The sequence below is a fragment of the Lysinibacillus sp. GW821-FHT14F06 genome, assembly GCF_058803665.1.
The window spans coordinates 34,841-55,499 of sequence record NZ_JBXAPF010000002.1 but is presented as its reverse complement, the minus strand read 5'-3'; the positions used below and the strand labels follow the sequence as shown (position 1 = coordinate 55,499).

Here is a 20,659-nt window from a genome sequence, read left to right as displayed (position 1 = left end):
TATTTTTTAACAAGCAATTTATTTAAAGTAGTTTAGAAGTAGAATTGGAGGGAAAAACATGAAGAAATATTTAATCGTATTGCTGGTCGTTCTTGCTTTTTTACTAAACCCTACAACCTCTAAGGCAGCAGAGGTAAAGTGGGATGGGGCACAGGTTGTTAAAGGACAAGCAGGTAAGATGACCTTTACTAAAGATGTAAAAGTATATAAAAAAAATACGGATGGTAGCTTTAGTTCGTTAACAGTGAAACGTAACAACTACTTCCGTGTTTACGATATTGAAAAATACGACAATATAACATTTTACTGGATGAGCTCAGGATACCGTGTACAGGCAACCGATTTAGTTGTTTTTAAGGAGGTACCACTCGATATTCGAGCTGCTTTTTATGATAATCCAGGTTTAATTTATATCAATCGTCAGAACGGAAAGCCTCTAGGATATGGGGATTATCTGTTAAGCAAAAATATACCTGGCAGCGCCGACTATAAACCCTACAATGATGTTGTACAATTTAAAATTGGGGAAAAATTATATTACTATTTCTACGCTGCTCCCTTTGAAGGTAATCCATTGGAGGTTTATATTGATAGCTCAGATATTCGCATTGTAGAAGCAATACCCCATGTTAAAGATTATTATACGTTAAATACTGATGCACAGCTGCTCAGTGGTCCAATGATGGGGGCAAGAGTGCTAGAACAAGCATCAAAAGGAGCAGCTTTTGAATTGCTAGGAAGCGAAATAAATGGCTATCTCATGGTGAAATCGCCAACAACCTTGAGATATGGCTATATCCCTATTAAAGCACTTCAGCCTGTACAAAAACAAGGTAAACGATTTATTCGTTATGGTGTTTATGTTGGAGGGAAGCACGGGGAATTAAAACGATTTGATGAAGTCACATTTTTATCAGAAGATACTACGACAGCTTTAATAGAATTCAAGGGAGAAAAATATACTGTACCTAAAAAAGCGTTAGCTACTATACGCCCAAACGAATCACCTGTCATTACATCTGGTTTTTTACCAAGTGATACGCTTCAGCAATTAACCTATAATATGGTATATACGAGAACTGGTAATCAGCGTTTTGACACGGATTATGATTTCCAATATATTACTTATCATGAAACAGATCAAGCCTTTTATTATGAGAAGGATGGCACGCAATATATATTTGAAAAACCAATTACAGAGGGATCTAAAGTTACGATAAGAGATAAAAATGAGTTTGTTCGTGCTATTCACTATACACTTACAACACCAGCAGGCACATTTAACAATGTTGTCGAAACATCCACTAGTATATTATATGCACCAGGCTACGGTGAGCTCGGTTCAGCATATGACCTTCAACTAAGGTCGTTTAAATAATGATTAGTACGCTGCATAAGAGTAATTCTTGTGCAGTGTTTTTTTATCTTAACCATTAGTTTTGATTGAAACATTTGAACTTCAATGCATGATCCTTTTAAAGATAAATTAATTTTCCAAGTGTTCAAGTTCCTGAAGAATAACCTCAGCTATTCCAAACTAGAGATTATTTGTGAAAATCAATAGCAATGATTTGTTCAACCAATTTGAAACCATTTATGGTAATAATCGTATATACAGTAATGGGACAATCGGAGGTTTGCGATGAAATTATATACTTATAAAACGTTTTGGATTGGACTTGTATTACTAGGGATATCTTGTATTGTGCTACTGTTGCAAAATAATAAACAGGAGCGACTTGTTGAGATAGATCTCCCTATTCAAATTGAACAAGCATGGACATTTCATGATGCTGATCGACAAGAAGAAAGATTTTACGATTTATCGTCTATTTTTTTGATTAATCGTATTCAATTACAGGATATTGAGGTATTGCAATCTATTATAAATGATGCCAAAGAGGCCTTCATACCAAATCAGAAGCTATGGCATGCTCAAGATGTGTGGCTCAATTTACAAAATGGTGAGAAAGCATATGTAAAGTTTGGCTATATAAATGACCAATATGTGATGCTAGATATGAAAACGAATCATACATATTACGTTTCACTCAACGACCAGTTAACTTTATGGGAGTTGTTTGATGGATCAAAGCATGAGATTGCCTTTTGGAAAAGTGCTCTTTTTTTTATTGTTTATTTGTCAATATGTTTGGCTATCATTATCCCTATTAATCGATTAAAAGAGGTAAGCGTTGATTCGCCAAAAATGGTAGAACCACAAGAGAAAGGTCAAAGTTTTTTCAGTTTTTCTACCCTTTTAGCCATTATCATTTTACCTAATTTATATGGTGCAAATCATTCTTTATTCATGTTCACATCACTTATGCTATTATATGGGATAAGTGAAATTATTTATAAACAACATCAGGCTTATAAAAATGTGATTTTTGGTATACTCATCATTCTTTATTATTATCTCTACCATTTTTATGCGCAGTTTGTTTAAAAGAGGGGGGTTACAAAGATGGTATTTTCTATCTTTAAGAAGAAGAAAGAGCCACAGCATTTAAAAAATAGAGTAGAATTTTGCATAACAAATCTATCACTTGGAGCAGCAGATGCCTATGATGTACTGGCTGAACGATCTAATATTGAAATTGAAGAATCTGGCTGTACCTCTCATTGTGAAATTTGTGAACAAGGAATATTTGCAATTGTTAATGGAGAAATCATAACGGCAGAGGATGCAGACGCATTAGTGCAAGCAATTGATGAGGAAATTAAACAAAATCCTCTGTATTAATCAAAGAACTATGGGATGAGAAAAGGATGATTCTTTCATAATGAATCCTTTTTCACTATGAGCTGGTTTCAATTAACAATAGTTTATCAGTGCGATAGAAAAATACTATAAAAATAAAAAAACAGCTAGTTGGTTAATGATCAACTAGCTGTTTTTTATGGATTTACCAACCTCGTATATACTGGGTCGGAGGTTTGACTTCTTCTCCTAAATCCTTTGCAGCATTTAGTGGCCAGTACGGATCACGCAATAGCACACGTCCTAGAAAAACTAAGTCAGCACGATTATTTTGTAAGATTTCCTCTGCCTGAATAGCTGTTGTAATAAGACCAACCACACCTGTTGGAATATCCGCCCCATGCTTAATTGCCTCTGCGTGTGGTACCTGATAGCCTGGGAAAACGTTAATATGAGCCTGCACAACACCACCAGTAGAAACATCAATTAAATCGACACCTTGTGATTTCATCCAGCGGCTAAAGACAACAAAGTCTTCCATTGTCGTGCCATCTGCGGCATAATCTTCTGCAGAAACACGTACAAGTAGAGGACCCTCCCATACACTACGAATGGCATCAATTACTTGGCGTAGTATGCGGTAGCGATTTTCCTGCGATCCTCCATACAAATCATTGCGCTTATTAGTTGCTGGTGATAAAAATTCACTAATAAGATAGCCGTGTGCCCCATGAATTTCAAGAACATCAAAGCCAGCTTTAGCAGCCCGAACAGCTGCTTTCTTAAATGCTTCTACAACATATTCAATGTCTTCTATAGTCATCTCAGTTGGTGTTTGGTAGTCATTACTAAAAGCAATAGCTGAAGGGGCAAATATTTCTCCCTCTACAGTTGCTTTACGTCCAGCGTGTGCTAGCTGGATGCCCGTTTTTGCTCCATATGCTTTCATTCCATCCACTAATTGACGTAGGCCTTCGATATGGGCATCGTCCCAAATACCAAGATCTTTATTGGATATACGACCTTCGGGTACAATACCTGTTGCTTCAAGAATGATTAAACCTACTTGACCCGCAGCCCGTGTTGCATAATGAACTTGATGAAAAGGCGTGACAAGTCCGTCATCCTGTGCAGAGTACATGCACATTGGTGCCATCACAATACGGTTTTTTAAAGAGATAGACTGTAGTTGATAAGGTTCGAATAATTTAGTCAAAATAAAGCCCCCTAATTCCTAGTGATAAACTCTATTTTGCACATTTTACTTACTATTTGCAAGTGAGCGAGATCGAGCCTCTGCTTCTTTAATACATGCTTCAATCGCTTCATTAAATTGATATTGTTCAAGTGCTTTAATCCCAGCTTCCGTCGTGCCGCCTGGACTCGTCACCTTTCTGCGTAGTACATCTGGCTCATCAACAGATTGCTTCAGCATTTCAGCAGTTCCGGCCAGTGTTTGTGTCATTAATTGACGTACAGTATCCTTTGAAAGACCAACCTTTGTACCAACTCTTTCAAATGCCTCCATTAAATAATAGATATACGCTGGACCACTTCCTGAAAGAGCTGTTACCGCATGTAATTGATCCTCATCCACCTCAATGACCGAACCAACTGCCTCTAGCAATTGTAAGAAAATCGTACGCTGTTCAGTAGACACTTCGTTATTAAAGGCAATGCCACTAGCGGACATCCCAATTGTCGCTGAAGTATTAGGCATAACACGAGCAACTGGACGTGTGCCTAAATGCTCTATAATGGTTTGAATGGCTATTCCCGCTAAAATAGAGAGGACGGCTGAGTGCTCTGTAATCTTCGCTTTCAACTCATTCATCGCTGCAATAGCATCCTTTGGTTTCATAGCTAAAATAATTAAATCTGCTTGTTTAAAAATTTCTGCATCAACTAAGCAATTGACACCATATGTTTCGTGTAAAAATTGTAAGCGTTCTTTGTCTGAGCGATTGGTGACGTAAATTTCTTGTGCTGTAAATACCTTTTGGTTAATCCAGCCCTGAATCAATGCCTCTGCCATTGAGCCTGCACCAATAAATAGTATTTTCTTCATGAACAAAACCTCCAGTTCAAAATAAAAAGCGCTCCCGTCCTTATCAAGAAGGACGAAAACGCTGTTGTTTCCGCGGTACCACCTTTGTTTGCCAATTGGCACAACTCTTAGCCCTTTTATCGCAAGGGAAACGGTTATGTTTGCATAACTGCTCAGAAGTAGGTTCAGTAATGGGAGCGGGTGATGTTACTTGCAGCAAATGTAACACTCTCTGAGACACCTTCACCAAATACGTACTTGGCTTCATCAACGCACATGAATAATTAGATTATTCAAAATTATATTGATAATATGTCAACCTGTCAACAGGAGGATGACGAAAAGAAGAAAAACTTGTAAAATAGAATGAATTGTTATTCACTAGTAGTACAAAAGGGGGAAACAACTTTGTCTATATACAAAATAGAAATACCAACACCCTATGAAGTAGGAGATGTCAATGCATTTGTTGTTAAGGGCGATGCACTAACACTCTTTGATGTTGGACCAAAAACAATGGAAGCCTATGATGCATTGAAATGGGGGATTCGAGCAGCAGGCTACGAATTAAGAGATATTGAACAGGTAGTACTCACTCACCACCATCCTGACCATGCAGGTTGGGTAGATGCCTTTCCACACGCAGAAATTTTGGGGCATGCCTATAATGATAAGTGGCTTCGCCATGATGAGGAGTTTTTACGATATCATGAACGGTTTTATAGTGAACGCTTATTTGAGCATGGCGTTCCTCAGGAATACATCCAGCCAAGTGTTCATGTACGTCGTGAATTAGAGCTTGTTGGTGAGCGACCATTAACACAAATTCTAGGTGATGGGGATGAAGTGCCTGGTCATCCAGGATTAAAGGCGATTGAAACATTAGGTCATGCACAAAGCCACTTGATTTTCTGGGATGAAAAAACGCATCATGTGATTGGTGGGGATTTATTGCTCGAGAAAATTACACCGAATCCATTAATTGAACCGCCATTGGATCGCACATTAGGTCGTACGAAGTCATTACTGCAATATAATGAATCACTTGAAATTTTAAGACAATTGCCCGTGAAAATAATGCATACTGGACATGGTGGAGAATTAGAGGATATTCCTTTATTAATCGATAAACGTCTAGAACGTCAGCATCTGCAATCGATGAAGGTATTAGAGTTATTAGGTGAAGATCAACTAACGGTTGTTCAAGTCACAATGCGTCTATATCCAGCCATTTTTCAGCGTAAACTTGGTTTAACCCTGTCTAAAACACTTGGACATTTAGACTATTTAGAAGCCAATCAGTATATTACATCTACGAAAACTGAAGAAGGCATTTATGTATTTAAAAGAAAGTAGGTGTTTGCATGGCCGATAAAAAGACGATCTTCGTTACGGGTGCCACAAGTGGAGTAGGGTTGAAAATTACAGAATTATTAGTAGCACAGGATCATACAGTATATGCAACAGGACGAAATACAGTTGCATTAAAAGCACTAGAACGCCTAGGTGCGAATGTGATTCAAGCTGATTTAACCAATTTAACGACGATTGATGAAGTTTGCGCCCAGCTACCGACACTTGATGTAGCGATACTCTCAGCAGGGATAGGTAAATTTGGTATCGCTCCTGTATTACCTGATGAGGCTATTTCCCAAATGGTGAACTTGAATGTTAGTGTACCAATGTATTTGGCCAAGCGATTAGCATTGCCAATGATACAGCGCCAGCAAGGTCACCTTATCTTCATTGGCTCACAGGCAGGGAAGGTAGCGACACCAAAAGCTAGTGTTTATGCTGCAACCAAGCATGCTATAGTCGGTTTTACCAATGGGCTTCGTATGGAATTAGCGCCTTATCATATTAAAGTGACAGCGATACATCCTGGCCCAATTGATACACCATTTTTAGATAAGGCGAGTGACGAAAGCGGCTATCGGGCTTCGGTAGGAAGATTTTTATTAACAGCAGAAGAAGTAGCTCAGGCTACGATTAAAACGATTGAACGCCCTGTTCGAGAGGTGAATTTACCAAAAATCATGGGGTTATCCAGCAAGCTGTATGCAATCGCTCCTGCAACCATTGAATTTTTTGGCAAATCATTTTTTAATAAAAAATAATAGGGATTAAACTGTAACCATTCTCAAAAAAGTAGGAGAGAGTGTTTACAGTTTTTTATGTAAATCTTCTTATAGAACAGGAAAGGAGAGCATAATGTATACAATTGGACAGGTAGCGAAATTTTTAGGCGTTTCAAGAGATACCTTAAAGTTTTATGAGGAAAAGGAATTAGTAAAGCCAAAACAAAATAGTGAGAACGGATATAGGGAATATAATCGTTTTGATATATATGATATAACAACAGTTAATTTCTATCGTGAAATGGATATTGAAATTAAAAAAATTCAGGAATTAAGAAAAGGTAAGAACATAGAGGGCATACAATCATTATTTGAGGAGAAAATGCAGGAGGTTATGGAGGAAATAGAGTATAAAAAGTTGCTAGTAAAAAAGCTTCAAACGGTTCAGGAAGATTGCGAAAAAGTTAAAAAATTTCTAGGCACATATACCATCAAAGAAATGAAGCCGATAGAGGTAAAGGGAGAAATTGAGCATCATACTGCATATGATAAATATGAAATAATAAAGGACAACTTAGAAAATTTAAAACAAGCAGTGACACTTACCTCTTTAAGAAGAGTCATTCAATTCAATGAAAAAGGTATGCAAGAAGATAAGTTTATTATCGTAAGAAAAGTAGAGGACTTTGATACAGAGTCAGCAGGTAAAATACTATATCATCCAAAATGTCTGTATACAGTTGTTGAAGATGGAAGGTGGTCAACTGGTGGAAAAAATACGGACCATAAAGTCGAGGCTAGTATAAAAAAAGCAGCAAAAGATAAAGGCTACGAACTTCTGGGACTAGTGTATATAAATCAATTACTTACTACTTATGAAGCTGGCTTAGAACGTGTCTTTTTAGAAATTTATATACCTATTAAGTGAAGGTAATTGCCGTTCCAGACTACTAATAATCTCAATACTGTGTTAGGCGAGGGCTTATATTTTGTCGAATATATAATGAAATCTTTGTTTTGAGTGGGGGATGAATTGATAGGAAGAATGTGCATGATTGAAGAGTATTTGTGCTGGATAGAAGGCTAGTTGTACTTAATTGAATGTCCCAACTTAAGGCTTTTTTGCCGCAGAGCAATGTGCTGTATAGAATAACTGATTTCATTGACATAATTATAAAAAATGAACCATCCACCAACGATAATGGTAGATGGTTTTTTGTAGTTTTTAAGAATTAGTACAGCTATTTAAACATTTAATAATTGAAGGTAATTCAGACAAATCTTGAACAATGGCATCTGCTTCAGCATTGTCCCAATGCATATCCTTTTTCCAAACGCTCATCATCCCTACATTTTGAGCACCTTTCAATGCTTCTAACAGGCTAATAAGATTAGGAAAAGCAACACAGCTATTTTTGAATTCATTCATATAATCTTGGAGAAGTTCTTCCCAGGTTATAGTGATAATAGAAAATTCATCAACTAATTGCTGGTATACTTGATCTTTCCAAACGTATCCTCGGTTATCTAATTGGATAAAACGTGATATATACCTTTCTTTTGAAATAGCATTTAATCGATTATGCAATCGGTCATATTGCTTATCAATAAATTTTTTGACAGATTCCTCTCTATTTAACAAAGTTCCATCTAAATCAAATAATGCAGCTTTAATCACCTATGACACTCTCCTAACGATAGTTGTTCTTAATACTATTAATACATAAAAATACAGATTTTAGCATCCTTTTTAAGTAACTATTTTATTTTTTTGATCTTTTTTATGTATTGACCTGTGGGTAACTCCTAGGTTTAAGCTGAAGGTATTCGTAATTTGATGCACGAAATACTTAGTTTGAAAGGAGAATATAGCTTGAATAAAGAAAAGAAATTAAAAAAACCAATAGCAAGTTTTATCCTACTAACCAATCTCATCTTCTTGCCACTTTTTTGTCTTGTAGGAGCCATTAAGATATTTCATTTGCCTACATGGTTATTTGTTGTAGTACATTGTATTTCATCATGGGCCTCAACCTTTGCATTTGCTATACTTTTTAAGAAAATCTATCCTGGTCGAAGCTTTATACAATTTGTAAAAAATAAATTCAAACCTAAAATTAAAGTTTCTGTGTTGCTTTCTGTAAGTACAATTCAAGCTCTTATCTTTTTGATGATAGTACTGATCGTCGTAAGCAAGGGTGAAGTAGACTCAATTTTCACTTTATCCTCATGGGGTATGCTGCTCTATTACTTTTTGAAAACATTACTGTCAGGACCATTGGGTGAAGAATTAGGATGGAGAGGCTTCGCGCTAATGGAGCTCCAAAAGAAGCATACACCATTAAAAGCGTCAATTATCATAGGATTCTGGTGGGGGCTGTGGCATTTACCCATATGGTTTACTACAGGGTTTATAGGTATTGATTTAATCAAGTATATTCTATTCTTTATGATTTCAATCATGTCCACAACAATCCTCATGGCAGCATTTTATAATTTAAATCAGAATTTACTTATTCCGATTACCATTCATCATAACTTTAATTTTTTTATTGGCATCATAAACGGACAGCTAAGTGATTTAATTCTGTATAACGCCATTTTTTATGGAATAGCAGCAGTTTTAATCATCATTATCAATCCAAAGAAGGTGTTGTATGGCAGGAATGAGAAAAACTTTCTTGGAGGAAAGCATACTGTTATCTAGATTAGAGGCTGTAGGTTATATGTGAGCGCTGAAAAAGTTTATTAAGGTACGGTTAAATCTGACATTTAACTGTTAGTAAAGGAGAAAGAAAAAGACAACTTCCTGTTCATATCGAATGAGAAGTTGTCTTTTTCTAAGTTTCATAAAAGCTTTAAGTTTCAATGCTCCCTGTTAAGGTGGTGAGCCTTTTAGAATTCCTTCTTATTGACAAAACATTTTAGTTAATTTAATATTTAAGTTAACTAAAATATTAAGGCTGATAAAGATGAATAAAAAAATTAAGCAAATTGTTGGTGACATTCATCATTATACTTATGAAATGAATGTAAAATTAGCGAAAGCACAAGAAGCTCTGTTTACAGATGATTTATCAATGAAGCAATCGATGGTACTTAATTTTGTACAGAAGCATGAAAAGTGTACAATGGGCGAAATCGCTCACTATATGGAAATTACTCCGAGTGCAATCAGTCAAATTGTGACTCGACTTGAAAAAGAAAACTATCTTAAACGTGACATTAATCCAAATAATCGTCGGGAAGTGGTAGTAATGTTGGATGAATTCGGACATGCGTATTATCAACGTGATGAACAAATTAACGAGCTTATTATTAAGAAGATTTATAGCAAAATGCCTGTGGAAGATTTAGAACAACTACGTAACTTAATTCAGCGGTTGTATCAAATTACTGAGGAGGAAATATCAAATGGATTGGAATAAAGTAAAAGTACAACTTGAAAATACGTTTAATGGTACCGTGTTACTTGCACAAGACGAGAAAATTTTATTACAAGGTGCCTATGGCGAAGCTTCGATTCAAACACATGCACCTATGCATCTCCATCAACGTTTTAACTTAGCTTCTGTATCAAAGCCTATGACAGCATTAGGGATCTTACTTTTAATTCAAGAAAAGAAAATAACATTCGATGATGATATTACCAAATGGTTCGATAATTTGCCTTACACAAATATAACAGTACGCCACTTATTGCAACATACATCAGGTTTGCCTGATTATATGGAATTATTTTCGAATTGGGATGAAACAACGGTTGCCACAAATGAAGACGTGCTGCAACTATTAACTCAATATGCGCCGCCTCGACTTTTTGAAGCTGGTGAGCGAATGGAATACAGCAATACAGGTTATGTCTTATTGGCTCTTTTAATCGAGCGTGTAACTAATAAAAGTTATACTGAATATATGGATGAAGCTATTTTTAAACCGTTAAATATGAAAAACACAACTGTAACATCAACTACTTTTACCAAGCAATATACGAATGAAATTGCATATGGCTATGTATTTGATGTGTATGCTGGGCAATATGTGGCCCCTTCAGAATTTGAAGAAACGAAAGGCACTACTTGTTTGAATTATATTACTGGTGATGGTGGGATCTATTCAACAGTAGAGGATTTATGGAAATTAGGGCGTGCGGTTATTCAGGCACGGCTTTGGGATGAAGCTTTACTTGAGCAAGCCTTTACTCCTTCATCTCTTACAGCAGAACAAACTTTTTCTTACGGTATGGGCTGGATTATATATGAGGATGAACAACTTGGGAAATGTGTATGGCACAACGGTGGATGGCCAGGGTATGCAACTACATTTAAAATTTATCCACAATCTAAGACAATCTTTGTATTTTTACGCAGTAAAGAGCAAGATTTGGATTATGAAATAGCAATCGGAGGAGCGATTGAAAAAGCATTATCGATACAGGAATTCCATTTGCCCAAAAAGCCTGAGCAATATAAAGCTGTGCATTTATCAGTCGAAATTTTACAGGGCTATGAAGGTAAATATCAACTTCAAGAACATCCTGAACATACAGTGGAAATAGCCTTACAAGAGGATAATCGGTTATACATTTTTCTACCATCTACAATGCCACTTGAGCTACATGCGATAAAAGAAGATGAATTTTTCTTACGTGGTATAGGCGTTCTAGTCACGATAAAGCAAAACAAACTAACGGTTATCAGTGAAGGTCAATCAACAATCGCTAATAAAATAAACGCCCCAAAACTTAAGGAAAATAACATATCTTTGTAGTTTTACATTTTGACAACTGTCTGAAAGAATTCATTTTACACAATGGGTTCTTTTTTATTCCCTAAAATTAATAATGTATACATCCATGTAGAAAGTAAAAAATCGTTTTTCCGAGTTAAAATATTCATAGTTAGTATAACGACTATAAGTATTGAAATGACTTACTTTTTACAATAAACATAAATGTCTACAAATTTATAAAAATACACTTGTATTTATTTTTATAACGTGATACTATTCGTGTATAAACTTTTATATGAATGTATAAACATACATATCTCATAGATTAATTGGAGGCGCATTTTTAATGGCAAATAAAAAAGTAGTACTAGCATACTCAGGCGGTCTTGATACTTCTGTAGCAATTCCGTGGTTAAAAGAACAAGGTTGGGACGTTATTGCAGTTTGTCTTGATGTTGGTGAAGGGAAAGATCTTGAGTTTGTTAAAAATAAAGCTCTTCAAGTAGGGGCAATTGAATCTTATATGGTAGATGCAAAGGATGAATTCGCTGAAGGTTATGCACTGATTTCATTACAAGCACATACTTGGTATGAACAAAAATATCCATTAGTATCAGCGCTTTCTCGTCCATTAATCTCGAAAAAGTTAGTAGAAATTGCCAACCAAGTGGGCGCGGACGCAGTAGCTCATGGTTGTACAGGAAAAGGGAATGACCAAGTTCGTTTTGAGGTTTCTATTAAAGCATTAAATCCAGATTTAGAGGTATTAGCACCTGTACGTGAATGGGGCTGGAGCCGAGATGAGGAAATCGAATATGCTATGAAACATAATGTACCAATTCCTGCAACATTAGATTCACCATTCTCTATTGACCAAAACTTATGGGGTCGTGCCAACGAAGCGGGAATCATGGAAGATCCATGGGTTTCACCACCAGAAGAAGCTTATGGTTTAACTGTTTCTGTTGAAAATGCACCAGATGAAGCAGAGTATGTAGAAATCGAATTTGTGGCTGGTAAACCAGTTGCATTAAACGGAAAAGAAATGAAGCTTGCTGATTTAATTCAAGAACTAAACGCAGTAGCTGGTGCCCATGGTGTTGGTCGTATTGACCATGTGGAAAACCGTTTAGTGGGTATTAAATCTCGTGAAGTATATGAAATTCCTGGAGCGAAAGTGCTGTTAACGGCTCATAAAGAGCTTGAAGATTTAACACTTGTAAAAGAATTAGCGCACTTCAAGCCTGTTATTGAGAAAAAGCTTTCTGAATTGATTTATGATGGTTTATGGTTCTCGCCATTACGTGATGCACTGGAAGCATTCCTTGCACAATCACAGCAATATGTAAATGGTACAGTACGTGTGAAACTATTCAAAGGTCATGCGATTGTAGAAGGACGTAAATCACCAAATTCATTATACAGTGAAAAGCTAGCAACATACTCAAAAGAAGATCAATTCAACCACGCTTCAGCAGTAGGCTTTATCGAGTTATGGGGTCTACCAACAGTAGTGAACTCTTCTGTCAATAAAAAATAATTTTGACAAGTAAGGTGTAGTGTGGCAATGCGCTGTGCTGCACCTTTTAACCTTTTATCAGCAATATATCCAAATAGAAGCATAATTGATAAAGATAAACGAAAGGGTGAGCTGTTATGACAAAACTTTGGGGCGGACGTTTCCAAAAATCAGCCGAAGCATGGGTGGACGAATTTGGCGCATCGATTGGCTTTGACCAACAGCTTGTTCTAGAAGACCTAGAAGGTAGCGTTGCACATGTTACAATGCTTGGTGCAACAGGTATTTTACCAGCAGCTGACGTTGAGTCTATTCTTGGCGGTCTTGCACAGCTAAAGGAAAAGGCAATTGCAGATGAGCTTGAATTTACGGTTGCTAATGAAGATATCCATTTAAATCTTGAAAAAATGCTGATTGACTTAATTGGTCCTGTAGGCGGGAAGCTTCACACAGGTCGTAGCCGAAATGATCAAGTAGCTACTGATATGCATATTTTCTTAAAGAAACGTGTAAATGAAGCCATTGGATTAATTGAAACTTTCCAAAAAACATTACTTGAAAAAGCTGAGGAGCATGTAGAAACAATTGCTCCAGGCTATACACATCTACAGCGTGCGCAGCCAATTTCGTTTGCACATCATTTAATGGCGTATTTCTGGATGCTAGAGCGTGACAAACAACGTTTTACAGAATCCATTAAGCGTATTGATATCCTACCTTTAGGGGCAGGTGCCATGGCTGGGACAACTTTCCCAATCGATCGATTAAAATCCGCAGAGCTTTTAGGCTTTAGTGAGGTTTATGCAAACTCCATGGATGCGGTAAGTGATCGTGATTTTATCGTTGAATTTTTAAGCAATTCATCATTATTAATGGCGCATTTATCACGCTTTGCAGAGGAAATTATTTTATGGTCAACAGATGAATTTAAATTTATCGAGTTGGATGATGCCTTCTCAACAGGCTCTTCCATTATGCCACAGAAGAAAAATCCTGATATGGCTGAGTTAATTCGTGGAAAAACAGGACGTGTTTATGGAAACCTAATGGGCTTACTAACAGTTCTAAAGGGCACACCATTAACATACAACAAAGATATGCAGGAGGATAAAGAAGGTATGTTTGATACAGTTCATACCATTCTCGGCTCTCTAAAAATCTTTGAAGGTATGATTCGCACGATGACTGTTAAGACAGAGCGCTTGCATCAGGCAGTACATGCTGACTTCTCCAATGCGACGGAGCTAGCAGATTACCTTGCAACAAAGGGTATGCCTTTCCGTGAGGCGCATGAAGTGACAGGAAAGCTTGTGTTCACTTGTATTCAAAAGGGTATCTATTTATTAGATTTACCACTTGAAGACATGAAACAAGAAAGTGAACTAATTGAAGCAGATATTTATGATGTGCTAGCACCAGAAGCGGCAGTTCGGCGTCGTCATTCGTTAGGTGGTACTGGCTTTGATCAGGTGAAAATCCAAATTGACAAAGCAAAGGCTTGCCTTGCTTAACTTCAGACACAATTATGCCGAGGCATAATTGATATTAAATTTTGCGTGCATGTCCCTGTGACTTTTGCATAGATATTCATTAAAGCTGTCCAGTGAGGCACTATGAAAAAACAATTTCCTTTTTCAACGGAGCCAGAGGGTGAAGTGAAAAAGAGACCCTTACATATGTGAAGGACAATCCCCAATTCTGGAGACGCGGAATTGGGGTTTTTGTATAAGGAAATACAATGATTATCTTTTGGGGGGATTGGAAATGAACGATCGTTTTAAAAAGGGGTTAGAAACAATTAAGCAATATGTTACAGAGCAAGAAGCAGACCGAATGATTGAATCAGATGCACTGGCTGACGTAGCACCAGATTTACGTAAAATGATTATTGAATTTGCCTATGGTGATGTCTATTCGCGTTCAGGACTAGATGCTAAAAGTCGTGCTCTTGTTGTTATTACCGCAGTGGTAACACAAGGCGCTGCACCACAAACAAAAACACATATAAAACGTGGCTTACATGCTGGCTTAACACAGACAGAAATTGTGGAAGCCTTATTACAGCTAGTGCCTTATATTGGCTTCCCACGTGTTCAAAATGCATTAACTATTGCACAGCAGGTTTTTAATGAAGAGGCTTAAAGCAACTTTTATCTACATAAATAATGTAGATTTCATGAATAAATAGTTGGTATATGGCTCATATTAAGAACGGAAACACTTATTAATCTAATCTGATGAGGAGGATGTAGAATGAGTAGTCAAACACCCAAAGACCAGGAATCTCAGGAAAGTCCGCCACAACTGTATCAGGTGAGCTTCTAAAACTTAAGTAAAAGGTGAGGCAGAAAATTCTGTTTTGCTGTAGCTTAAGATGAAGCAAAAAACAATACAGATAAAAATCAAATAGAAGCCATAAGTGTCCAAGGATCCAGAATTATTCTGGGTCCTTTTTTAGATTCTGAGGAAACCAGCTCAAAAAGGGTTAGAAAGAAACTGCGCTGAAAAAATAATGTTAAAATGATATAGAAAAGACAAATACCTTCATTTGACATTTCGAGAAATCTGTATTACTCTGTACATGACAGAAATCTGTTATGTTATAAGTGGTACAGATTGGAGGTGTGATATGCAAATACGTTTAGATCCAAGTGATGAATTACAGCTCTACAAACAATTAGCCAATCAATTAATTGAATTAATTGCTAAAGGAGAGCTCAAAAACGGTGATACATTACCATCAGTGCGTACTATGGCTACAGATTTAGGTATCAATGTCAGTACAGTGAGTAAGAGTTATCATGAACTTGTAGAAAAAGGCTTAATCGAATTAAAGCCGAAAGCGAAAGCTGTCATTATAGGTGGTCAAAAGAGGGAGCTTGAAGAAATAGAGGTTGAAAAAGTAGAAAATGCCTTAAAGCCTATAATGGCAGAAGCTTTTGCACGTGGTCTAGAAAAAGAGCAAATGACAAGTTTGTTCCAGCGAATTTTAAAACAATGGAAGTAGGGGAAATATGCTTATAACAGTAGGCATTTTTATCATTGTCGGGGTTTTGGAAGCGATGACACCACATTTGGCAAGAAAAACAAACGTTTTTGGCGTCTCTATACCAGAACCCTACATCAAACATTCGCAATTAATTCAGTGGAAAAAACGTTATAGCCAATGGATAGGCGGCACTGCTGGCTTATGTTTACTAGTACAAATTGGGTTGCATCTTTTGACTGCAATGCAGGGGGAGAAGGTGACATTACTATCCTTTATTCTGCTTTATATTATGCTTCTTCTATCATCTAGTCTTTACATGTTTTATCATGTCAAAACAAAAAAATTAAAAGGGCAAGAGCAGTGGGAGACACAGGCAAAAACGGTGTATATTACAGATTTGTCAGTGCGCCAAAAGGATGAAACGCTGTCACCGATTTTTTTTAGCATACCCATAATTATGACAATCGCGTTGATGACTTTCACGTACATGAATTATGATTCGATTCCAGATGTTTTTGCAACACATTGGAATTCGGCAGGCAAGGCTGACGGCTGGACAGAAAAATCTCGTTTCTCTGTCATCAGTATGCCGCTTATATTATTGGCTATACAAATTAGCTTTTTCATCATGGGGCGAGGCATGAAAGAAGCCAAATTACAACTGAGTGCACAGGCCAAAGAGGCGTCGATTCATCGAGAGCTGGCACAACGCAAATATGGTAGCTGGTATTTAGTGGCGATTAATTTTAGTATGACTATTCTTTTAGTAGTCTTACACTACACCACTGTTATTTTAAAGAACCAAACAGCACCATACTTTTTCCCACTTTTTATTGTCTTTAATGTGGTCACATTAGGAGGCTTATTAGTATTAATTTGGAAGCTTAGTAAAAGCAATGAACGATTTGATGATTTACATACAAATGAAACAGCTGCAACAGATGATCGATATTGGAGATGGGGTATTTTTTATTACAACAAAAATGATCCCTCAATAGTAGTACAGAAGAAATTTGGGATTGGTTGGACTGTGAATTTTGCAAATAAGTGGTGCTATATCATTATCTGTCTTACATTAGGTCCCATTTTATTGCTTATCTTTATATAGAAAGGGAGATTATATGAAAAAGTTATTTGTGCTTTGCTGTGCTTTTTTACTGTTAGTAGCCTGTGGGCAAAAAGAGGTAGTTGCGGAAAGTAAATTGACAAAGGAGAAACGTTCAATGAGTGAACAATTTATCGGAAAATGGGAAGGGAATATCGAGATACCAAATGGCGCACTACCTATTATTGTTGAGCTAAAACAGGATAGTGGGACATTATCAGTACCTGCACAAGGCTTATCGAATTTACCATTAAAAAAAGTTACGTATTCAGGTAATAAAGTGAGTGTTTCCATTAACTTAAATGGCTCTACGATTGCTATTAATGGAACTTTCAAAGATGATCAAATAGAAGCAACGTTTCAACAAAATGGCGGTACATTCCCACTTATCTTAAAATCTTATAAAGAACAGCCAATTACGTATGAGACAATGAAGATACCGGTTCAAAATGGTGAATTAACTGTAGCACTTCAAAAGGCTAGCAAGATACCATCTCCCGTAGCACTCATCATTGCTGGCTCTGGACCAACTGATAAAGATGGCAATTCCACTTTAGCTGGCAAAAATAATAGCTTAAAAATGATTGCGGAAGGTTTGGCAGATGAAGGAATCGCAACTGTTCGCTATGATAAACGAGGATTAGGGGATAATCAAGCTCTTTTAACAAAGGAAGAGGATGGAACATTTGATCAATATGTAGATGATGCTGTTCAAGTGATAAATACGCTACTAGCTGATAAATCCTATTCAAGTGTGCATATTATTGGACATAGTGAAGGAGCACTTATTGGTTTACTCGCAGCACAAAAAACAAATGTAGCGTCCTTTGTTTCAATTGCAGGTGTTGGAAGACCATTAGATGAGGTGTTATTAGAGCAATTAAATGGTCAATTGACACCAAAACTGTATAAAGAATCAAAGACTATTCTGACATCTCTCAAACAAGGTAAGCAAGTGAAAAACATTTCTCCTAAATTACAAGCAATTTTCCGTCCTGCTGTACAGCCTTATTTGATTTCCATGTTAAAATATAATCCAGCAGATGAGCTTTCCAAAGTAGAAAGTCGTGTATTACTTGTACAAGGTACCAATGATTTACAGGTAAAGGAAGCAGATGCAGAAGCCTTAAAGAAAGGGAAACAAGAGGCCAAACTGCATTATATGAAAGACATGAACCATGTGTTGAAAAATGCCCCAACAGATCGTGCTGGGAATTTAGCAACCTATGCTGATCCTACATTACCGCTACATGAAGAATTGCTACCAGCACTTCAGCAATTTATTATAAATGAGAAATAGGAAATTTTAGCTAGATGAAGTTGTACGATAACTTCATCTAGTTTTATTTTTTCTATGAGAATCGTTATCAATTAGTTGAATTTCTGTTAAACTAGATAATTGACAATGGTTCAAGATAGAAGGAGTGCGTTAGCTCGATGAAATTAAGCGATCATATAAATTTGTGGAATCACGCATACATCAAAATAATGGATGTACGCTTTATTATAATGGAGCAAGGGGAGGGTTTTGGTCCTTACCGATTGCCTTCCAGTGCCTTTCTCTATACAAAAAGAGGAAGTGCACAAATTTGGATGGATAAAAATAGGCATATGGTACATCCATTTCATGTCCTCCATTCAGGAAAAGGAGTAAATATAGAGATTGTTGCAGAAAGAAATTTTGAATACTTTATGATTTTCTATAAAGCGACAATCCCATTACCTAAACGACAAGATATTGTAGCCTTATTGGAAAAAAATAATTCATTCCAATATCAGTATACTTTTGCACCCTATAATCCACTTGCTCTTTTTGACAAAGTAGAACAGATGAATAGTATTTGGTTACAATCATCTGAAAAAGAGCTAAAAAATTTACATATTAAATCATTATTTTATCAATTTGTCTATGAACTTATACGACAAATGCATACACAGGAAATTCGTCCATTAAACCCAGATATAGTGGAAGAGGCAGTTCGTTATATAGAAGAGAATTATCATAAACCCCTTACGCTTGAATTGTTAGCGCAGGAGTTAGCCTGTAGTGTAGGCTATTTATCAAAACTATTTAAAGAAAAAATGCAAACGAGTCCTATTCATTATTTGGGTGAAATGCGGGTAAATAAAGCGGCGAAAATACTTTTAGAAACAGATACGACGTTACAGGAAATTGCTGAGCATGTTGGGTATCCTGATGGACATTCATTGAGTCGCAGCTTTAAACGACATAAGGGCATATCACCAGCCAAATATAAAGTAGAATGGAGACAAAAACGGCAAGGTGAAGATTTGCCACTTTGGAAAAGAAGATATGCTATTCTCCCAGATCCATTCGAGTGGTATATTGATGATGAAATTGAAAATCATTATCAACGAAAGGGAGCAATGGAAATGTCGAAGTACAAAAACATGAAATTAAAGGCCATGACCTTGTTTATGTGCCTCTCATTGTTGCTAGCAGCATGCTCAAATGCAACAAATACAAATACTTCACAATCAGTATCAAATCAAGTGGAAACACAAGCCAATAGCGGACAAGAGGCAGTGCAGGAAGGTAAAACAAGAATTGTTTCTACACCAAGAGGTGATGTAGAAGTGCCAGCGCAACCACAACGAGTAGCCTCAGATCAGTATATGGGACAACTATTAAAGCTAGGTATTATTCCAGTTGGTGTGCGAGAAGGAATGTTACAGGAAGCTTGGATTGAAAAATCAGATATTTCTAAAGAGACATTAGCTAAAATAGAGAATTTGGGTAATTTTCCAATGAACCCTGAAAAGCTGATTATGTTGGAGCCAGATTTAATTATTGGATCGATAGAAGAAAATATTGAACAGTATGAAAAGATTGGTACAACAGTCTTTATTCCCTATTGGGAGGAGCTGTCGACTGCAGGCCCATTAGAAAAATTCAAAAGAATTGCTGAGGTATTTGGAAAGGAACAAGAAGCAGATCAGTGGATAAAAGAATATAAGAACAAGGTTGAGGAAGCACGTAAACAAATAGATGGTATTATTAAAGATGGAGAAACCGTTTCAGTCGTTCAATTAAGCCCAACAGGTTTGTATGTGCTAGCTGCTGAAGGTGGAAATTATGGTAGTAATACGATTTATCAGATGTTGCAATTACCTCCTACTGAACAAGCTTTAAATATGAAAGAAGGGTTTGAAAATATTTCTTTAGAGGTATTGCCACAGTATTTAGGTGATCATGTATTTGTTTATGTAAATTCACAAGAAGATGCAAAAGAGGTTTTAAATAGCCCAATTTGGCAGGGAGCTCCTGCTGTTAAAAATGGCAAAGTATATATGTATGGTGAATTTGACGATGAATTTGTGATGGAAGATCCTTACTCATTAGAAATGCAGCTTGATAAGATTGTTAAAGTTTTATTGGAAAAAAAGTAAGACCATTTAAATAATCGTTAAAAATAGACTTGCTAAGCTAAGAGGCAAGTCTATTTTTGTACACATAAATCCTGA

The 20,659-nt window shown here is 36.5% G+C and carries 19 protein-coding genes; 16 read left to right on the top strand and 3 right to left on the bottom strand.

Annotated elements, in window-relative coordinates; translation table 11 throughout:
- Nucleotides 1-58: 58 nt before the first annotated feature.
- From AC1RNS_RS02480 to AC1RNS_RS02470, 3 genes are all read left to right on the top strand, one after another.
- Nucleotides 59-1,378 carry a hypothetical protein gene (locus AC1RNS_RS02480; RefSeq protein WP_492990547.1) on the top strand — a complete coding sequence of 440 codons (1,320 nt, stop codon included), beginning with the start codon at nt 59-61 and terminating at the stop codon, nt 1,376-1,378.
- A 264-nt stretch (nt 1,379-1,642) separates the two neighbouring features.
- Nucleotides 1,643-2,449, top strand: a complete 807-nt coding sequence (locus AC1RNS_RS02475) for a hypothetical protein (RefSeq protein WP_492990546.1) — start codon at nt 1,643-1,645, stop codon at nt 2,447-2,449.
- Between the two features lie 18 nt (nt 2,450-2,467).
- On the top strand, nt 2,468-2,746 hold the full coding sequence (locus tag AC1RNS_RS02470; protein WP_492990545.1) for a YuzB family protein: 279 nt from the start codon (nt 2,468-2,470) through the stop codon (nt 2,744-2,746).
- 163 nt (nt 2,747-2,909) lie between these two features.
- On the opposite strand, the gene namA is transcribed toward AC1RNS_RS02470, so the two are convergent.
- Entirely contained in the window at nt 2,910-3,920 is a 1,011-nt protein-coding gene (gene namA, locus AC1RNS_RS02465; RefSeq protein WP_492990544.1) for an NADPH dehydrogenase NamA, read from the bottom strand.
- Between the two features lie 45 nt (nt 3,921-3,965).
- Nucleotides 3,966-4,772, bottom strand: a complete 807-nt coding sequence (gene proC, locus AC1RNS_RS02460) for a pyrroline-5-carboxylate reductase (protein WP_492990542.1) — start codon at nt 4,770-4,772, stop codon at nt 3,966-3,968.
- Nucleotides 4,773-5,117: 345 nt separating this feature from the next.
- On the opposite strand from proC, the gene AC1RNS_RS02455 reads away from it, so the two are divergent.
- From AC1RNS_RS02455 to AC1RNS_RS02445, 3 genes are all read left to right on the top strand, one after another.
- A complete protein-coding gene (locus AC1RNS_RS02455; RefSeq protein ID WP_492990540.1) occupies nt 5,118-6,107 on the top strand; it encodes an MBL fold metallo-hydrolase in 990 nt (329 codons plus the stop codon).
- An 8-nt stretch (nt 6,108-6,115) separates the two neighbouring features.
- Entirely contained in the window at nt 6,116-6,868 is a 753-nt protein-coding gene (locus tag AC1RNS_RS02450) for an SDR family NAD(P)-dependent oxidoreductase (protein ID WP_492990539.1), read from the top strand.
- A gap of 94 nt (nt 6,869-6,962) precedes the next feature.
- Nucleotides 6,963-7,757, top strand: coding sequence for a MerR family transcriptional regulator (locus AC1RNS_RS02445; protein ID WP_492990538.1), 795 nt, complete (start codon nt 6,963-6,965; stop codon nt 7,755-7,757).
- A 297-nt stretch (nt 7,758-8,054) separates the two neighbouring features.
- Here the strand turns inward: AC1RNS_RS02445 and AC1RNS_RS02440 are convergent, their stop codons facing one another.
- Nucleotides 8,055-8,507 (bottom strand): HAD family hydrolase, encoded by a 453-nt coding sequence (locus AC1RNS_RS02440; RefSeq protein WP_492990537.1) that lies wholly within the window; start codon nt 8,505-8,507, stop codon nt 8,055-8,057.
- Between the two features lie 195 nt (nt 8,508-8,702).
- Here AC1RNS_RS02440 and AC1RNS_RS02435 point away from each other — a divergent pair, with 195 nt between their 5' ends.
- The 10 genes from AC1RNS_RS02435 to AC1RNS_RS02390 all read left to right on the top strand — a co-directional run bounded on the left by AC1RNS_RS02435 (nt 8,703) and on the right by AC1RNS_RS02390 (nt 20,584).
- Nucleotides 8,703-9,536, top strand: a complete 834-nt coding sequence (locus tag AC1RNS_RS02435) for a CPBP family glutamic-type intramembrane protease (RefSeq protein WP_492990536.1) — start codon at nt 8,703-8,705, stop codon at nt 9,534-9,536.
- 265 nt (nt 9,537-9,801) lie between these two features.
- Complete coding sequence (locus AC1RNS_RS02430; protein WP_492990535.1) at nt 9,802-10,257, top strand: MarR family winged helix-turn-helix transcriptional regulator; 456 nt, start codon at nt 9,802-9,804, stop codon at nt 10,255-10,257.
- Nucleotides 10,244-11,599 carry a serine hydrolase domain-containing protein gene (locus tag AC1RNS_RS02425; protein ID WP_492990533.1) on the top strand — a complete coding sequence of 452 codons (1,356 nt, stop codon included), beginning with the start codon at nt 10,244-10,246 and terminating at the stop codon, nt 11,597-11,599. The genes AC1RNS_RS02430 and AC1RNS_RS02425 overlap by 14 nt, the downstream gene beginning before the upstream one ends.
- A gap of 307 nt (nt 11,600-11,906) precedes the next feature.
- Nucleotides 11,907-13,100, top strand: a complete 1,194-nt coding sequence (locus tag AC1RNS_RS02420; protein WP_492990531.1) for an argininosuccinate synthase — start codon at nt 11,907-11,909, stop codon at nt 13,098-13,100.
- A gap of 116 nt (nt 13,101-13,216) precedes the next feature.
- Nucleotides 13,217-14,590 (top strand): argininosuccinate lyase, encoded by a 1,374-nt coding sequence (gene argH / locus AC1RNS_RS02415; protein WP_492990529.1) that lies wholly within the window; start codon nt 13,217-13,219, stop codon nt 14,588-14,590.
- 253 nt (nt 14,591-14,843) lie between these two features.
- Entirely contained in the window at nt 14,844-15,221 is a 378-nt protein-coding gene (locus tag AC1RNS_RS02410) for a carboxymuconolactone decarboxylase family protein (RefSeq protein ID WP_492990528.1), read from the top strand.
- A gap of 487 nt (nt 15,222-15,708) precedes the next feature.
- Nucleotides 15,709-16,086, top strand: coding sequence for a GntR family transcriptional regulator (locus AC1RNS_RS02405; RefSeq protein ID WP_492990527.1), 378 nt, complete (start codon nt 15,709-15,711; stop codon nt 16,084-16,086).
- Between the two features lie 7 nt (nt 16,087-16,093).
- A complete protein-coding gene (locus tag AC1RNS_RS02400) occupies nt 16,094-17,176 on the top strand; it encodes a DUF1648 domain-containing protein (RefSeq protein ID WP_492990525.1) in 1,083 nt (360 codons plus the stop codon).
- 13 nt (nt 17,177-17,189) lie between these two features.
- Nucleotides 17,190-18,473 carry an alpha/beta hydrolase gene (locus AC1RNS_RS02395; protein ID WP_492990524.1) on the top strand — a complete coding sequence of 428 codons (1,284 nt, stop codon included), beginning with the start codon at nt 17,190-17,192 and terminating at the stop codon, nt 18,471-18,473.
- A gap of 137 nt (nt 18,474-18,610) precedes the next feature.
- Nucleotides 18,611-20,584, top strand: coding sequence for an ABC transporter substrate-binding protein (locus tag AC1RNS_RS02390; RefSeq protein ID WP_492990523.1), 1,974 nt, complete (start codon nt 18,611-18,613; stop codon nt 20,582-20,584).
- Nucleotides 20,585-20,659 lie beyond the last annotated feature (75 nt).

Excerpts from the sequence above, each read along its gene's own strand:
- AC1RNS_RS02420 (WP_492990531.1), top strand. The coding sequence starts at position 11,907 with ATGGCAAATAAAAAAGTAGTACTAGCATACTCAGGCGGTCTTGATACT.
- AC1RNS_RS02480 (WP_492990547.1), top strand. The coding sequence starts at position 59 with ATGAAGAAATATTTAATCGTATTGCTGGTCGTTCTTGCTTTTTTACTA.
- AC1RNS_RS02410 (WP_492990528.1), top strand. The coding sequence starts at position 14,844 with ATGAACGATCGTTTTAAAAAGGGGTTAGAAACAATTAAGCAATATGTT.
- AC1RNS_RS02475 (WP_492990546.1), top strand. The coding sequence starts at position 1,643 with ATGAAATTATATACTTATAAAACGTTTTGGATTGGACTTGTATTACTA.
- AC1RNS_RS02430 (WP_492990535.1), top strand. The coding sequence starts at position 9,802 with ATGAATAAAAAAATTAAGCAAATTGTTGGTGACATTCATCATTATACT.
- AC1RNS_RS02400 (WP_492990525.1), top strand. The coding sequence starts at position 16,094 with ATGCTTATAACAGTAGGCATTTTTATCATTGTCGGGGTTTTGGAAGCG.
- AC1RNS_RS02450 (WP_492990539.1), top strand. The coding sequence starts at position 6,116 with ATGGCCGATAAAAAGACGATCTTCGTTACGGGTGCCACAAGTGGAGTA.
- AC1RNS_RS02405 (WP_492990527.1), top strand. The coding sequence starts at position 15,709 with ATGCAAATACGTTTAGATCCAAGTGATGAATTACAGCTCTACAAACAA.
- proC (WP_492990542.1), bottom strand. The coding sequence starts at position 4,772 with ATGAAGAAAATACTATTTATTGGTGCAGGCTCAATGGCAGAGGCATTG.
- argH (WP_492990529.1), top strand. The coding sequence starts at position 13,217 with ATGACAAAACTTTGGGGCGGACGTTTCCAAAAATCAGCCGAAGCATGG.
- AC1RNS_RS02390 (WP_492990523.1), top strand. The coding sequence starts at position 18,611 with ATGAAATTAAGCGATCATATAAATTTGTGGAATCACGCATACATCAAA.
- AC1RNS_RS02425 (WP_492990533.1), top strand. The coding sequence starts at position 10,244 with ATGGATTGGAATAAAGTAAAAGTACAACTTGAAAATACGTTTAATGGT.
- AC1RNS_RS02445 (WP_492990538.1), top strand. The coding sequence starts at position 6,963 with ATGTATACAATTGGACAGGTAGCGAAATTTTTAGGCGTTTCAAGAGAT.
- AC1RNS_RS02395 (WP_492990524.1), top strand. The coding sequence starts at position 17,190 with ATGAAAAAGTTATTTGTGCTTTGCTGTGCTTTTTTACTGTTAGTAGCC.
- AC1RNS_RS02455 (WP_492990540.1), top strand. The coding sequence starts at position 5,118 with ATGAATTGTTATTCACTAGTAGTACAAAAGGGGGAAACAACTTTGTCT.
- AC1RNS_RS02470 (WP_492990545.1), top strand. The coding sequence starts at position 2,468 with ATGGTATTTTCTATCTTTAAGAAGAAGAAAGAGCCACAGCATTTAAAA.